Source organism: Vibrio sp. SSH13-20, from assembly GCF_040104475.1.
In the GTDB taxonomy this organism is placed as follows: Bacteria; Pseudomonadota; Gammaproteobacteria; order Enterobacterales; family Vibrionaceae; genus Vibrio; species Vibrio harveyi.
The window spans coordinates 64163-80854 of record NZ_JBECOU010000012.1 but is presented as its reverse complement, the minus strand read 5'-3'; the positions used below and the strand labels follow the sequence as shown (position 1 = coordinate 80854).

9 protein-coding genes are annotated in these 16692 nt (G+C 45.1%); 2 read left to right on the top strand and 7 right to left on the bottom strand.

Features of this window, described 5'->3' with window-relative positions; genetic code table 11:
- The first annotated feature begins 25 nt into the window (after positions 1-25).
- The gene (locus ABMY42_RS24380; RefSeq protein WP_349266884.1) at positions 26-5014 is read left to right on the top strand and encodes a VWA domain-containing protein; all 4989 of its coding nucleotides are present in this window, start codon (positions 26-28) and stop codon (positions 5012-5014) included.
- A gap of 63 nt (positions 5015-5077) precedes the next feature.
- Here the strand turns inward: ABMY42_RS24380 and ABMY42_RS24375 are convergent, their stop codons facing one another.
- Complete coding sequence (locus tag ABMY42_RS24375; protein WP_349266883.1) at positions 5078-5518, bottom strand: hypothetical protein; 441 nt, start codon at positions 5516-5518, stop codon at positions 5078-5080.
- 206 nt (positions 5519-5724) lie between these two features.
- Positions 5725-10125, bottom strand: a complete 4401-nt coding sequence (locus tag ABMY42_RS24370; protein ID WP_349266882.1) for an SslE/AcfD family lipoprotein zinc metalloprotease — start codon at positions 10123-10125, stop codon at positions 5725-5727.
- Between the two features lie 315 nt (positions 10126-10440).
- Here ABMY42_RS24370 and ABMY42_RS24365 point away from each other — a divergent pair, with 315 nt between their 5' ends.
- Positions 10441-10830 (top strand): ATP-binding protein, encoded by a 390-nt coding sequence (locus ABMY42_RS24365; RefSeq protein WP_009697747.1) that lies wholly within the window; start codon positions 10441-10443, stop codon positions 10828-10830.
- 29 nt (positions 10831-10859) lie between these two features.
- On the opposite strand, the gene ABMY42_RS24360 is transcribed toward ABMY42_RS24365, so the two are convergent.
- The 5 genes from ABMY42_RS24360 to ABMY42_RS24340 form a co-directional block, all read right to left on the bottom strand.
- Entirely contained in the window at positions 10860-11498 is a 639-nt protein-coding gene (locus ABMY42_RS24360) for a sugar transferase (protein WP_029788493.1), read from the bottom strand.
- A 10-nt stretch (positions 11499-11508) separates the two neighbouring features.
- Complete coding sequence (locus ABMY42_RS24355) at positions 11509-12708, bottom strand: glycosyltransferase family 2 protein (RefSeq protein WP_009697749.1); 1200 nt, start codon at positions 12706-12708, stop codon at positions 11509-11511.
- On the bottom strand, positions 12705-13817 hold the full coding sequence (locus tag ABMY42_RS24350) for a glycosyltransferase (protein WP_269992511.1): 1113 nt from the start codon (positions 13815-13817) through the stop codon (positions 12705-12707). The genes ABMY42_RS24355 and ABMY42_RS24350 overlap by 4 nt, the downstream gene beginning before the upstream one ends.
- Positions 13818-14076: 259 nt before the next feature.
- A complete protein-coding gene (locus ABMY42_RS24345) occupies positions 14077-15504 on the bottom strand; it encodes a chain-length determining protein (RefSeq protein ID WP_349266881.1) in 1428 nt (475 codons plus the stop codon).
- Positions 15501-16625 (bottom strand): glycosyltransferase, encoded by a 1125-nt coding sequence (locus ABMY42_RS24340; protein ID WP_349266880.1) that lies wholly within the window; start codon positions 16623-16625, stop codon positions 15501-15503. The genes ABMY42_RS24345 and ABMY42_RS24340 overlap by 4 nt, the downstream gene beginning before the upstream one ends.
- Positions 16626-16692: the final 67 nt, after the last annotated feature.

The following is a 16692-nucleotide window of genomic DNA, read 5'->3' as shown; positions in this document are numbered from 1 at the left end:
TATCGACGTCACAGCGGTTGATAGCGTGACTGAAGATGCGGTGAGCACCGATACCGTAGTGGCAACACTCGTTGTTGCTGATACAGATACGCCAGCAGATGAGCTTACCGTTCAGCTCGAAAACAACGATGACGGTTACTTCGTGCTCGATGGTGACCAAGTGAAGTTGACCGACAAAGGTGTCGAAGCGGTTAATAATGACCAGCTTGACCTAACTACCTTGTCTGTCACTGCTTCGGTATCTGACGGCGTGAACCCGAAAGCGACAGACACGGATTCGTTGGACGTGGTTCGCGTAAACGACGCACCAACCATTGACGTTACCGCGGTTGATAGCGTGACTGAAGATGCGGTGAGCACCGACACAGTAGTGGCAACACTCGTTGTTGCTGATACAGATACGCCAGCAGATGAGCTTACCGTTCAGCTAGAAAACAACACAGATGGTTACTTCGTCCTAGACGGTGATCAAGTTAAGTTGACCGATAAAGGTGTCGAAGCGGTTAATAACGACCAGCTAGATTTGAATAGCCTAACGGTAACTGCTTCGGTATCTGACGGTGTGAACCCGAAAGCGACAGACACGGATTCGTTGGACGTGGTTCGCGTAAACGACGCACCGACCATCGACGTTACCGCGGTTGATAGCGTGACTGAAGATGCGGTATCTACCGATACCGTAGTGGCAACACTTGTTGTTGCTGATACAGATACACCAGCAGACGAGCTTACCGTTCAGCTAGAAAACAACACAGATGGTTACTTCGTCCTAGACGGTGATCAAGTTAAGTTGACCGATAAAGGTGTCGAAGCGGTTAATAATGACCAGCTTGACCTAACTACCTTGTCTGTTAGTGCTTCGGTATCAGATGGTGTGAATCCGAAAGTAACAGACACGGATTCGTTGGACGTGGTTCGTGTGAATGATGCCCCAGAATCTACGCCAACAACTGTGACTATGAATGAAGATGCACAGGGCGCAGATGTATTGCTTGATTGGGCATCTTTCGGTGTGACGGATGTGGATTCTGCAGACGCTTCACTATCGATTCAGATTACCTCGCTGCCGATTGACGGATTACTTGAGTACAAAGACGCTCAGGGTGATTGGCAGGCTGTTCAAGCAGATCAAGTTCTCGATAAGTCGCAGTTTGACGCTGACGGTGTGAGATTTACTCCGGAGACAAACGAGTCTGGTGATAGTAGCTTTGGCGGTACCAATGTTGGTGATCAATCTGGTCATTATGCTCAAATTGGCTTTAAACCAACAGATGGTCAGAACGAAGGTCAACAATCGACGCTAACCATTGATGTCACCCCTGACGCTGATGCGCCAACCTTGAGCACCGTAACGCCAGGCTTGTCGGTACCTCTGCAAGAGTTCAATGTTACGTCTTGGAACAACGTCGTAGTGGGTTCTGGTAATGGGCTAGGTGTCACAGGTCAGGTTCTTATCAATGCAATTGATGCTCTTGATTCTGCTAACGGTAATCAATCCACAACTTCGAATGTGCAAGATACGTCGTCTTATGCGACAGCCGCAAATGAAGCAGTACTTGTGACAGGATTGGTTTACCTAGAAGCGGGTACAAGCTACGACTTCACTGGTCGCGCGGACGATAGCCTTGCAATCACAGTTGGTGGGTCATTGGTCGATGAAGCTCGTTGGGGTAATGCTCAAGGTACAATTACGGGTGGTGCATTCGTACCTACTGTTTCTGGATTCTATCCGCTAGAGATTTACCATCACAATCAAAGTGGTCCGGGTAACTTCAACGTCGATGTTTCTATTAATGGTCAAGCGCCAGTTAACCTAAGCAATAGTAACTTGGTTGTGGTTAGTGATGTTAACGCGTTAGACGCGACTGATATCAGAACCTCTGCACTACAAGAAGTGAATGGTGTTGAAGTCTACGAGACCTACCAAGTGAACGAAGGTCCTCAAGATACTGCGATTCCTCTATCTGAAATTAGAGCAAATCTAAATGATACTGACGGCTCAGAATCGCTTGAAGTGACATTGAAAGGTATTCCTGTAGGCGCGGTGATCTCGGATGGCACTAACTCAATTACTATTGCTAGCGCGGATGCGGTAGATGTAACCGGATGGGCGTTAGACGGACTGACGGTGACTCCTCCTGCAGGTTCTCATGATGATTTCACTATCACGGTAACTGCGACAGCAACAGAAGAGTCTAATGGTGATACTGCTGACTCTACGGCGACGATCAATGTAGTTGTGCATGAAAACTTGCCAACGAATACAGCAAGTGATGTTGTTACAACAGACGAAGATCATCAGTTACAAGGTAACGTCCTGCTGAATGATTCAGATGGCGATAACGTTCTACTGGTTGACCATATCACGGTTAACAACACTGATTATGCGGTTGGTCAGACGGTATCGCTGAGCAACGGCACGCTGGTTGTGAACCAAGATGGTAGTTACACGTTTGACCCAGTAAAAGATTGGTCAGGTGACGTACCGACAATTACGTACACGACAAATACTGGAGCGACTGAAACACTAGATATTGACGTCGTAGCGGTAGCAGATAAGCCAACAATCAGTATCTCTGTGGGTGATATGTCGAAAACCGACGCGGTTGAGTCTAATCACGGTTTGGTTACATCGGCAACAAACAATACTCTGGCTCAGAACCAAATCATCGCAGATGCAATTGGTTTGGATGGCGTTCAACAAAGAGTGAATCCGGTCGCGAATGTAGCCTTGGGTAGTAACAATGACACTTCAGATACTGATTCGTTATTTGTCGGTACAAATTACAACGACACCTTCTATGGTGGCGCTGGTGATGATGTCTTTGTTGGTGGTCGTCAAAATGACTCTTTCTACGGTGACGATGGAAGATCTACAACGCAATATGATGGTAAAGACACGGTTTACCTAACTGGTAACTTCAGTGACTACCAGTTTACGTTTAAGAACAACCATGGTGGCCAAGTTCCGTATTGGATCTTCCTAGACAAGCGTTCAATCGATTCAGAAAATGACAATACGGGCTTTGAGGACCGTGGTGATCACCTGTACGAAATCGAGCGCGTTGTCTTTGCGGATAAGGTGATTGAGATAAATAAAGATGGCACTTACGAGGTTCTACAAGATCGTTGGGTGCCGATTGAAGTGGATGTTGACTTAGCTGACACTGATGCCAGTGAGTCATTAGCTCAAACTGTCCTTGTTGATGGTCTACCTGATGGTGTTGAGTTGTACGTCAATGGTCAAGCTGTTGCGGAAGAGTCAAGCGGTGGCTATATCGTGAATCTCGATGCTCAAGGTCAAGTTAACTTTGATGTAAAAGTACCGTACGATTTTGAAGGTAGTCTGGACTTCCCATTAAGTGTCACTGCAACATCAGTTGAGTCATCAAACAATGACCAAGCGACTGAGACCGAATCGGCTCGAGTTTCAGTTCGCGATTACGAATACGTTACTGGTACGCACGGTGATAACGACATTACCGGTACAGCTGATGACGACATTATTGTTGGTGATGTCCAAGGTCTGCAGATTGTTGAGGGCGAGGATTACAACATTGCCTTTGTTCTAGATACTTCAGGCAGTATGGGTTATGACGTAGGTAAAGCAGAGACTGAGATTCAAACGGTACTTGATACCTTGATCAGCAGTGCTACCGGTTCTCATTCGGGTAAAGTGAATGTCTTGCTAACAACGTTTGCAACGAATGATAAGTTGCTGTTGGAAGTTGATTTGAGTGACCCAGACGCTTCAACGAAAATCGCGACTGCATTTGCAAACAATAGAGACAATGGCAGTGGTAACACAAACTATGAAGCTGCATTTGATTCAGTGCTAGATTGGTTTGCAGGTAAAGATAGTGATGCAAATAACGTCACATACTTTATCTCTGATGGTACGCCGAACCAAGCTGATCACAATAGCGCTTATGATTTGGCTTCGATGACTAATGTGGTGATTGGTGCTGAAAATGGCAAAATTATTACTTTGGGAGACGTATTACCAAGCGATTATCAACGTGGTGATGTCGTGACTTACAATAACCAAACGGTTATCGCTAGCAACACAGAGGTTTATTCTTTGTCGACTGGCGACCGCCTTGGCTACATGTACAGCAACACGGGTTACTATGACTACAGCAATAGTGTTACCGCTCAAGCTGATAATATGTACAAAGCATTGGAAGAGTTCAGTGAAGTGCATGCGATTGGTCTTGGTAACAACTTGGACGCAAGCACACTCGAAAACTACGACTCAGACAATACAGTGCGAACCAACATTGATGTTTCACAGTTGGCTGAAGTTATCCTTGGTAAGGAAGTCGCTCTGCTTCAAGGTAGAGATGACATCGATAGTCAAGCTGGTGACGATATTATCTTCGGTGATGCAATTCGATTTGGTTCTAGTGATGAACAAGGTGTATCTGCATTACAAGAGTATGTTGCTGGTCAATTAGGTAAAGATGTTGGTCTTGTTACCGAGAAAGATGTTCATAACTACATTACTGACAACCAAGCTGAATTTGAGCAATCTCGTTCGAGCGACCGAGCGGATAACCTGTCTGGAGGTGAAGGCAACGATATCCTATTCGGGCAAGGTGGCTCAGATACGCTGGACGGCGGTATAGGTGATGACATCCTGATCGGTGGTTTGGGTAACGATATCCTTACCGGTGGTGATGGTGCAGACATCTTCAAGTGGGTGGATGTTGCAAATGAGACAGATACAGTAAAAGACTTCAATGCAAACGAAGACTCTCTTGATTTCTCTGACTTGTTCGAGGATCTATCTAAGGATGAACTTGGTTCGTTACTGGATGATCTGAAGTCGGGCGATCACGCTGGTGATGTTGGTAATTACCATGTGGAAGTTACGCAAGATGGAGCAACAGACTCTAACTTGAGTATCTCTAAAGGTGGAACGACATTAGATATCCATTTTGATGGAGCAAGTGTTGATGACGTCACTTCACACCTGATTGCAAGTCTGGATTCTCAACTTAAAGATATGTAATCAAACCAACTGAAGGTATGAAAGAAAAGGTCTAGCGTAATGCTAGACCTTTTTTGTTTTCAGTCAGGTATAAGCCTTTATTGGTGTTTTCTGTGTTTTACTCAAAGTGTAGGTGTCATGCTCTCGAAGCAGGTACAACGCGAAGCAAGCTGCGAGCATTGGCCATGCAGCAAAGAACAGCAGGTTGTTAAATGGGTCTAGGTATTTAGCAAACGAAGAAAAGGTTGAGCCAGCATGTAAAACTAAAATGGCGAGGTAGGTTATATTTTTCCATAAGCCAGCGACAAAAATCCCAATAAATACTAATTGGGCAAGCCCCATCGCGACAGAGATTCCACTTGAAATGTCTAAACCATAAAAGCCGGCAAATACTTTCATTGCGTGTTCTGGAACAAAGACTTTATCTAGTGCCCACATAATAAACACCAAGGCGATACTTAATCGCAATGCTAATAATCCTAGTCCTAACTGTTTTTTGAGTTTAAGTGGCAGTATTTCTTTCATTTGGAGTCCTTTAAAGAGTAACGAATAAGTTCTCAATGGCAGACCGCGGTTTTTCTTATCTGATTACAACGGGATATGTAAATATTCGTGAATTGGTTATCTTGAGAAGCGACTCCTTACAGGGTAATCCCGCTTGAGCACTAAAAGCGCGATGAACAAAAAAAGCCGACAGAGCCGAATTCTGTCGGCTTTTGATTTACTGCGATTTACTTAACGGACAAATACTCAGAAGGGGATTTGTCTGGTTTTGGTAGTTTCATTGCCGCTACGGCGTTGAAGCCTGCTTGTGTTAAGCCACCAGAGTAATCAACACTGCCATTTGGTAAGTTGGCTTTAGTTTCTGATGGGTTCCACTTGCGGAAGTAATCCGTCAAATCGTACTGTGTTAAATAAGACGTACACGCCATCAGCAAATCGCCTTGGCTTAACTGGCTGCTCTGCGTTGAACAGTAGTTAATGCCTTGGTCACCAACACTGTCACCACGAGCTTTGCGGTGAGCCAACTTGAAGAAGTTCCAACCCTGATCTTCACCAAAAATGCTTGGTTTAGATGCTTGATTAGAGTACCAGGTGTCGATGTTAAAGTGATCTTCTGCCCAAAGCTTCAACTGACCGAACATGGCTAAGCGCATACCGACATCTGCCTCACTCCAAGCGTGACCTTCAAAGCGGTCTAGCCATAGAGGTGACTTAGATAAGTCACTTGCGATGCGGTCCATGTATGGCTTCGCTTCGCGTTGCTCCTGCATGTATAACGCAAGAATGTTGTTGGTCACCTCGGTTGAGCCAGCCACCATAAATGGTGCTGATGCTAAGTTATGACCCACTTCGTGCCATAGCAACCAATCATTCGTTGGGTTCGTTGGAACCACTGTCCATGTCGGCCAGTAGCTGTTGCTTTGTACTGGGTAACCAGAGTGTGCTGCACCAATAGAGATTTGCACATCATTCACAAAGCGGTGTCGGTTCGCTAAGAGAGCATCATAGGTAAATCGACGATGCTTGCCATCTTCCGTCACCTGATCGCGTCCGTAAAAGTCGCTTGCATGATTTGCGAAGGCATTCAGTTCATCAGCGAATTTAGGTACATCAGTTTCCTGTACGTTGTTGACAGGAGTGGTGTAGATGAAATGACCAGAATCGATTTCGGCAAGTGGTACGTCAGCATTGATGTTGTTTACCCATTTGCCATCTTTCCACCAAGATGCTTGTAGTACGCCGTTAAAGTTGAATGTCACCACGTCACCTTGAGCTGTTTCAAGAGGCTGGATGTAAATCAAACCACCATAAGGGACTTTAAAGGTTAATTGCGCCCCGTCATATTGGAAGGTCTTCTGAACGCGAGGTGGACGTTTCAAACTCAACTCATGATTCGCGCGCCCTGTCAGATCATCAACTAACGCCACGTTAATCGAAGCTTTTACGCCCCCGGAAATCGTCACATTTTCAAGTTGTGGAGCCCACAAACCTGTCGATTGCATACTGCCAGCGGTGCCAATTACGGTTTTGTTGTTAGTGTGAATATCGACACTAGCCGAACTTCCAGATTGCAATGGTCGACCTGGGTAGCCTGTCGTATCAACATTGATGTCTAAATCCCAGTATGAGCGACCTAGCATCATGCGAGTTAACGGTTTTTCCATCCAGTTTAGTGGGTAAGAAGGGTTAAGTTCGCCTGATTCTGTAATCATTGACCATTTAGCTAACTGCTCTTGTGTCTCTTGCCCACATGCAATTCCGCCTTGGTGAGTGTTATTGGTGTAACAGTTCAGTATTTCGACTGCGCGTTTGAAGCCAAGCTCGTCTTGTACGTCCTGTTTATACTCGTACTGTTCGTCATTCCATAGCCAAACTGATAGGTTGTCGTAAGTTGATGTTAACTCCGCTTGCGACAAGCGTTCACCAATCTCACCTTTACTACGGTAGTAAAGCTCGTGAGAGAATAAGCGATCAATGTTTGCACCTAGGTTTGCAGCCTTGACCATACTATCGACGACTTCAGGACTCATTTCATAGCGAGTGAAGTCAGGACGATGGTGGTTACCTCGGCTCGGAATACCATGACCTTTACGTACTTCAATACAGTTAACTTCGTATTGGTATTCGTCCTCACACAATGGCACGCCTGGGAAGTTCTTTTGCAGTTCCGCGATGGCTGTTTGTTTCTCTTGCTCAGATTTCACGATGTGGAAGGCGTAGCGCTGATGCTCTTGGTCGCCAACAGTTACCTTGTACAACGGAATCTCAAGCGTAGGCATGTCGATATTGCCAGGCCATGTGACGGTGCCATTGTCATTGATTTCAATTTTTGTGGTATCGGCATAACGCTCATAAACCACAAGATCGAATTCCGCCATTGTGTGTAGGTTAGGGACGTTTGGACCCGATGTACTATGACACCAGTAGCTATCTGAACAAAGAGACTGGAAGGTCTTCGCAACGTTTGCACCACCTACAGAGACGCCAGCGGCATCAGCTAAACGAGCGATAGGCTCAGGATTACTTGCCTCTAGAGCATCAAAGAAGATGATGTTGCCGCCGTTGTTTACATATTCGATCAGCGCTGTGACGTCATCTGCATCCAACTTAGGCTGTTGAATATCAGAAACGACGGACTTGGTATCATAGCCATCGGTTTTAATCTCATAAGATTGAAGCAGTAATAACGGAGTCGTCGTTGCATCAAGAGTGCTGAATGAACCACTATTTAGCAGTTCCATATCACCAAGTTGGTAGCTTGGGTTAACGAAGAAGTCGTAGATTTGACCCTCTTTGCGATCCCAACGGAAAGCGTGCCCCTTGCTGATGTTTGTCGCAATGGCAATCGAATCCTGTGATGCGTTTGGTACTAGCCAATTGATCAAGTTGCCGAACATCTTTTGCATGCTGCCGTTGTCGGTACGAGTATCTGCGTCTTGAGCAACTTGGTTGTGTGGCGTGCTGTAGCGACATGTTTGTTTCTCGCTTTCAATGCCCAAATCTGTGCCTGCCCAGTAGTTTTCTGGACACGAGACAATAGAGGTGTACATCGCGTTACCCAAGAACACTACTTTACCTGAACCAATCATACCCGCGGTCATGGTTGGTAAATTGAAGGTCGCTGTTTGTTTCGAGATTTTTTCCGGACGCAGCATCTTGACCGTCGATGTTTCATCAATGGTCGTTGCATCTACGATGTAAGCTTTCTTGTCTTTACCTGAGCCACGTGTCCAAGCGGCCTCTTCACCAAAAGGAAGCCAGTAACTGTTGTCATTACGTGGCATTAGCACTGGGAATGCTTCATTGGTTAGGTTGAAGTTACGCATTGCACGTGTATAACCAGAACCGCCCCAACCATGGTTATCATGGAAGATGTGCACGCTATCCACGCCTGCATAAATTTGATGCAGAGATTGCGTTACATAATTGCTCCCTGTAGCGCGAACGGTACGCAACATAGGTGCCGCAAAGCCTGACCACTGTGGTGCTTGTTTCAACTGTCCATCGATGATCTGCGTTAAACCTTGGCTAAACTGTGCAGCAAACTCGTTTGGCGTCGTGAAGTTAGTACCTTCAATCTTTGCGCCGTTTGGTAAGCTAAGGTTGATCAGTTCATTGATTACGTTAGGGTACTGCGCAAATACCTGACGAACGTTATCGTTGATCTCAATGTTGCTGTCAGTCTGAATACCATAACGATGAACAAACGCCTCTAGGTTTTGTTTTACCAACGGATTGTCACTTAAATCCGCAAGTTGGTAATTTACCTTGTTACCTTTAACTTGCCCGAGTGTGAAGGTATCGATACCAAAGATCAGGTTCTCGCCCCATAGGTATTCAAACTCGCCGTTTGCATCTGTCATACCACGGGCAGAGTGGCTGAAGAACTCAACACCGGCAAGGGGGTGACCTTGCGAGTCCGTCAAGCGACTTGTCGTTAGTGGTTTGTTTGCAGCGCTTGGCTTGTATTCATAAGTTGCTTCGGCGTTGGCAGAAACAAACGACCCGGTTAAGTTGTTACTTGCACCTGGGGTGACTTCTGGCTGAAGCTCTGGATCAACGTGTGCGCTTGGTTGCTCACCCTCATTCGCGACACTTGGATTGAGAAACTCATCAATCGCCGCTTGATCTTCGCTTAGATACAGGTCTTGGATATCGTAGCTGTTGATTTCATCTAAACACACTTGCGTATCTTGAGTAGGGCATGTGTCGATCTTGTTTAACAGCTTAGTAGCATTACTTGCGTGTTTACCTAGCACATCTTTAAGATCATACGCTTGAGTTAATTCAGATGGTTGTGAACCTTCACGTGTTTGTTCTGGCACTAGGTAGTTGAACGTACCTAGAGTAATACCACCAAATTGACAGGTGAATGTGCCTTTAGAAGCGGTATAAGTGAAGTAGCCTGACTCACTGATATCCTGATCATCACACTCAAGATCACCGGTTAACTGTTTACTATGAATAAACAGTTTACCTTGATACGTGGTTACACCGATATCTGGTTGATCTGGCGGTAAATCAGGTTCAACAGTCGGTGGCGTGGTATTTGTTGAGTTGTTGCTTTCATCGCCACCGCAGCCAAACAGCAGCGAAGCGACAAGGATTGAAAGAAGACTTCGTTTCAAAGACTAAACCCTTATGAAGTGCCATCGTCATTTGGATGGCGAGTTGGTTGAGAGTTACTTTATTTTAAAGCTCAGAGCTATCGAGATTATGCTGTTAAGTAATTAACTTTTAGTAAGTTTTTAGGGCTCGATAAATGCGCGCGCATTCTAGTTTTAAAAGCGGCAGGAGGGAACAAAAAGATTAGCTTTGTATTGAACAAATTTTCACAACTGAGGGTGGGATTCACAGAATGAATAATCCTAGTGGTTAGTTGGACTTTCTTTTCTGCAAAAATAGCGTACAGTTTGCTGGTTTTTCACTGAAATCATCCGATCATGACCAACGCAAAACTCCTTCTTATTCGTGGTTTACCAGGCTCTGGAAAGACAACGCTTGCTAAGAAATTGTCCAAACAGCTCAAAGCGAAACACTTTGAAGCTGACATGTATTTTGAGAATGAAATTGGAGAATACGTTTTTGATGGTACGAAGCTAGCGGATGCCCATGAATGGTGTTTTCAACAAACCCGTAAGTGGCTTAATAAAGGTAAGGTGGTGATTGTCAGCAATACCTTTGTTCGTCATTGGGAAATGAAGCGCTACCTAAAGTATTGTGAGAAAAAGCAAATTGAAGTGGAAGTGCATGTGTGTCGTGAGCAATATCAAAGCATTCATGATGTGCCATCAGCGACGATCGAAAACATGCGTCGCCAATGGCAAGAATAACGTTTTAACCTCTTTTGGTCTCAAGAATACTACTGACCCCTGCCATCGATCATGACAACCAGTGTTTTGCTCATAATGGCGATGTCCATCGAAATCCACGAGTAAAATGAGCTTAGGCTCAATGCGTAGCTGTGGTCGAAGCCGACTTTACGGCGAACATCCTCAATACATGAGTCGTAGCCTTGATTGACTTGTGCTAACCCTGTGATGCCTGGTAGAACACCGTAAGTGCGTTCAACAAAGTAAGGAATCTCATCTTCTAGCTTTTGGTAAAAAGCAGGGCGCTCAGGACGAGGACCAATCAACGACATTTCACCTTTTAGCACATTGAATAACTGTGGCAGTTCATCTAAGCGTGTCTTACGTAAGAATCGACCGACAGGTGTGATTCTTGGATCATTCTCTGAAGCCCATACCGCGCCAGAACGTTGCTCGGCATCGACATACATAGTACGAAACTTCATGATTTCAAACAGCTCCATCTTGTCTGGTGTACAACGACCCACACGAAGCTGACGATAAATGACAGGTCCTTTTGAGTTGCTCATGATTGCCATTGCAATGATTGGCATGACTGGTAGGGCTACAAGCAAAATAACCATTGAAACCACAACATCGAAAGCGCGTTTTGCTAAATGAATATTTGAGTCATAACGTGAAGTCTTCATGATACTTTCCTTATTGATTAACGCGCTTCCAGCGACCATTTTCCATTCCTAGAAGATAACGAAGCCCGCCTGCGAAGTTTGCTATGTGTCCGACTACTATGTAGTTGATCAACTTGAATGGCTTAAACAAATTGAACGCTGGGATTAAATAAGTGATGAGAGCGATTGAGTAAACGGCTAACTGCGCTACGAGTAGAGCTTGAAACGTAGGGTATTCCATCAACAATAACGAACTCACGAAACACATGATCATTAGGTAAGGAGTCGCAAGACGCAGTACCTTTCCTGATAAAAATGCAAATGCAGTGCCACGATAGCGGGGTAACAGCAGCTTTTTAAGTTTCAAGAACTGCTGCATATTGCCTGCAGAGATGCGTAGACGTCGTTTGAAGTCAGAGTTATCAGAGCTTTCTTCTAGCTCAAGAGCCAGCATCCTAGGTTCATAAATGGATGCATAACCTTGTAGTACGATACGCATTGGTAAAATGAAGTCATCGTTAATGATCTCAGGTTCGAGCGGCGTGAACAGTTTGGTTCTAAATGTATAGAACGCGCCGTGAGAACCAATGGTTGAGCCAATCAACGACTCTTTGTATTTCACATTAGATTGGTACTGCCAGTAAGCTGCTTCACCTTGGTTTTGTGTCGCCATGATTTGATAAGTCGCATTGACTACACCGATATTCTCATTTTGATAGTGTTGGCTCGCTAGCAGTAAGGAATCACAAGAGACTAGGGCAGAAACATCACTAAGGACGGTAATCTCAGTGGTTATGTTTTTCATTTCAGAGTTGATGAGCGTCACTTTGCCACGATTGATTGCGTGGTCTCGAATGATGAATAAAGTGTCAGCACAGATCGCTTCTTGAATGGTGTTCTGTGCTATCTCTGCTGTGTTGTCGGTGCATCCATCACAAGCAATGACAATCGTTAATTTATCTCGCGGATAGTCAAGGCTTGCAAGGTTTCGGATCTTTTCTGCGATCCATTGTTCTTCGTTGTAGGCAGGTACAACGATTGTCATCGTAGGTAAGATGCAGTCGTTTTTGGATGCTTTGTAACAACGCTCTTTTACCGTTGCTTTCTTCGCTACCTTGCGCTGTTCACGACGTGTTGAAAGCCAGTTCAGAACAAGAGGGTAGCCAACGTGATGGTAGACAATTAATAGCGCAGACAAAACGAAGCCAGTGGTCCAAAGTAAATCAATCATAAGTTCTCTCCTTGAGCTAACATCGCGTAGCGGTTAACCATATTGCGGATATCGAAATGCTTAAGAATATGGGCTCTAGGCGAACGCGGTATTTCTGATAAATGCTGTGACAATGCATCCGCTAGAACGGGAACTTTATTTGGCTCAACCAATGCGCTTGTTTGTGGGCATAGCGTCTCTTTTACTGCTCCAACGTCACTGGCAATGCAAGGGACGCCGCAGGCTTGTGCTTCTAAGGTTGAAAGTGGAAAACCCTCTTGAAGTGAAGGTAGACAAAAGACATTTAAGCTTTGGTAAAAGTGCGGCATGTCACTAACCAAGCCCAAGAACGTTACTCTGTCTTCCAGTCCCAAAGTGCGTACCTGCGCTTCTAATAGCTCTCTTTGGCTGCCGCTTCCTGCAATAGCAAGGTGTGTATGTGTTGGTAGATGTGAGAAGGCTTTGATTAGGATCTCTTGCCCCTTAACGGCTTCTAAACGACCTGCTGTTCCGACAATGAACTTATCAGTGGGAAGCGAAAAGCGCTCACGGGCTTGGTTTTGATTACCATTGGTGAACTTTTCACAATCAATCCCATTATGAATAGTGCTGACTCGAAGATAGCCTAGCTTGTTGGTTATTTGGTCAGCGACAAACTCAGCGTCTGCAACAACTTGGGGGCGAAGACTCTTGAGTAATACTGTTTGTAATCTAGCTGCTTTTTGGTTGTTTAAGTGCCAAGCATCATGCTCCGTGTGGATTAAGGTTTTAATGCCTAGCAATCGTGTCGCAATCCCGCCATACAGTAAGGGACCGATATGGTGAGTATGAACGACATTTGCGTTGAGTCTTTTGAGTATATGTTTCAATGTTCGGAGTGTGGTTAGGCTAAAACCTGGCGCTTTATCGAGAAAGCAAAGTTGGTCTCGGTAATCCAACAACTTACTCCAATGACGAAGTGCAACCGTTTTGTTCCCCTCAAGACTAACCACAAACACGGAGTCTTCTGCTTTAGCAAAACGAAGCATCTCTAGTACCAGAGTTTCTAATCCGCCGGGGGCGAGATGTTGGACGACGTGTACAATCACATTGCCGTTCTTGGTTGAGGTTCGAGTGTCTGAGTTTTCCATTCCTGAGTCCTCGATATATTTGTTTTTCTACATGTTGACTTGTGCACGCTATGTGCCAAAAATTAAAGTAATTAAAAACAACAAGTTAATGATTTGGACATGCTGAACATCAAAATGAGAAAAGAATATTCTCATTTTGAAATTCAGAATTAACGGATGAAAGAAATTTCCGGCTAATTGCTTGATTTAATGGGAATGGGGATGAGAAAGCACTCAACGAACGAGTGCCTTCACATGATGCTGAAATTTAAAATTCTGGCTAGAAGATTACTTTAGGGATAGTGGTAATCACGGGGACGCCCAAGTGTTTTTCAAGGGATTTTCGTGAGCGAATCGAGTTATCTGCCAGTTCCGCAATGGTTGCTAATCCGATACCTAATCCAGCACCACCAATGAACCCTAAGATAACGAACATAAAAGCGGGTAAATTGGCTGGAATTGTGGGAGTGTAAGGCTCATCAATGACTTTCACGCGTTTATTTTCTTCAAATACACCCAAAGAACCGGTGAGTTGGGCCATTTCATAACGTTCAACCAGTTCTTCGTACAATTGGCGTTTGACTGTCACATCTCTTGCCAGTCGATTGATTTCAGTTGCGGTGCTACCAAATCGATTCGCATTGGTTTCTAACTCTTGAATCATGCTTTGCAGACTCGCTGTCTCTTCTTGAAGCGATTCATATCGACCGCGCATGATTTGCAATTGATGGAGCTGAGAAACAAGCAGAGGTTGCGCATCACCAATATTACTTACCGTTGCGGTGCTGGCGATATCCCAAAGCTGGTTACTGTTCATCTCAGGTTGTTTTGAGTTGAGTAGAACGGCGCGCTCTTGTTCTAGGCGATTCAATTCTCGCAATTTACCTTGGACCATACTGTGCGCTTCTGTGTACTTGGCACGAAGTAGGGTTAGTTCACTGCGGATCTCGATGATTTGTTCTTCAATTTTACCAATCACTGGGTTGGTCTTAGAAAGTTGTTGGTCCAAGCTACCCAAGCTGCGTTTTACACCAGCCAGTTCCGCTTCTTTCTCTGCCAATGTCTGCTTTAGGCTCGCTAAACGAGTCAGGCTTTGTGCCTGCATCTCTGGTGTTGCGTGCGAATAGGCGTTTTTGTATTCGGCAAAGGCTTGCTCGGCTCTATCCAGTTCCTCACGACGTTTATCAATATGCATGGTAAGAAAGTGGCTTGAGTCTTTAATCGAAGATCGCTCTGGGGCAAGAAGTTGTTCTACAAAATGATCGCTGACGGAGCCAAGTATATCTTCCATACCTTCAGACTTACTGCTGGTTAACTGGATTTGAATGAAGTCTTTACCAAGCTGTTGCACCGTGAGGCGATTGGCAAGCTCTTTAATGATGGACTCTTGTTCTTTTGGTCCCATGGTGTCATCAATCAAGCCTTGTTCTTGAGCAACCGAATACAGCACATGACGGCTTTTCAATAGGGTACTTAACGCGCTCAAGCGATCTTTCAGCATGGTTGAGACGGCAAGATCTTCGAGGAATGGATTCATCTTGGCTGTTTCTTGAATCAGCATACTAGTGTGCGCCACATATTTCGTTGGCATCATTTTACTGACGACAAACCCTAAGATAGGCAATACCAACATAGGAATAACAATCAGATAGCGGCGTCGCCATGCACCATGCAGTAATAAGGTGATGTTGTCTCTTAAATCGTTCATAACGCCCTCACTAGTCGCTCAACTTGACGTGCTCTTGATTGCCAACTTTGTTGTTGGATGATCGAGAGTGAACCCTCTGGTGGTGGGAGTAAGTGATTCAGGCTCGCACGAACATCATCCACATCCGCCACAACATGCAACATGTGTTGGTAGGGCTTAAGTGCTGGGAAAGCCGTACTGATGACCGGTGTTCCTGTGGCGAGGTATTCCAATAGTTTAAGTGGATTACAGGCTTGAATCTGTGCGTTATCGACGAACGGTAACCAGCTCGCATCCCAATGTTGTGAGTAGCTAGGTAAATCTTGATGTGCTCGTGGACCTAGGTAATGGATATTGTTTCGTTGTGGCAACGGGTTGTGAGGAAATTCATTTGGACCAATAAAGACCAAATCCCAATCCTGGGCTTGATCGGCGACTTGCTCTATTAAACGGTAATCCAACCATTCTGATAGGCTGCCGTAAAAACCCAGTACCTTGCGACCACTGTTTGGCATATCTTGCGCTTTCGCCGTTGGCTCTGAAAACAAACTGAAGTCCACACCATGCGGTAGAGTCACGGTTTTCTCTTGCGGAAGCTCCGCGGCAAGCTTATCGCTGGCAACCAAAATAAGGTCTGCGTTCTCAATCAAGTCAGCTTCATGTTCCAAAATGGTTCGATGATCGACACCCGCGAGTGCGCCAAAGTCATCACCACAGTAATAAACAATGCCTTTGGTACTCATTTCTCGACAAATATCCACAGCGGTAGGCAGTGACGTCCAAAAAACGGCATGTTGAAAGCCGAGCTCATTCAGTTTTTTGCTCAGTTGATGTTTCATCATTTTCGTCGCGACGTTACGTGCCCATTTAGATTTGGGAGCAGGGATCGTCAGCAAAGTGATGGTGTGGATGTTTGAGACATCCTCTTGGCCGAAAGGCGTTTGAACCTTGTCTTGTTGTTTGAATGATCCAGTCAGTTTGGTGACGAGGCGTTTAGCGTCTTTTGGTGTGAACTTTGGTTGTCTTAAGCCGATCGAGTTGACCCAAAGAATACGATGGTTGTTCGCTAGGTGCTTTATCAGATGTTGAGTGGAAGATGGCAAGCCGCCGAAGTCTTCTCCAAATACTACGATATCTGTCATCGTTCTCTCCTTGAGCCAATTGATTCGTTGTTGTTACTCAAAGACGTATCATGATGCGTGCCAAGGG

Excerpts from the sequence above, each read along its gene's own strand:
- ABMY42_RS24375 (WP_349266883.1), bottom strand. The coding sequence starts at position 5,518 with ATGAAAGAAATACTGCCACTTAAACTCAAAAAACAGTTAGGACTAGGA.
- ABMY42_RS24365 (WP_009697747.1), top strand. The coding sequence starts at position 10,441 with ATGACCAACGCAAAACTCCTTCTTATTCGTGGTTTACCAGGCTCTGGA.
- ABMY42_RS24360 (WP_029788493.1), bottom strand. The coding sequence starts at position 11,498 with ATGAAGACTTCACGTTATGACTCAAATATTCATTTAGCAAAACGCGCT.
- ABMY42_RS24355 (WP_009697749.1), bottom strand. The coding sequence starts at position 12,708 with ATGATTGATTTACTTTGGACCACTGGCTTCGTTTTGTCTGCGCTATTA.
- ABMY42_RS24350 (WP_269992511.1), bottom strand. The coding sequence starts at position 13,817 with ATGGAAAACTCAGACACTCGAACCTCAACCAAGAACGGCAATGTGATT.
- ABMY42_RS24345 (WP_349266881.1), bottom strand. The coding sequence starts at position 15,504 with ATGAACGATTTAAGAGACAACATCACCTTATTACTGCATGGTGCATGG.
- ABMY42_RS24340 (WP_349266880.1), bottom strand. The coding sequence starts at position 16,625 with ATGACAGATATCGTAGTATTTGGAGAAGACTTCGGCGGCTTGCCATCT.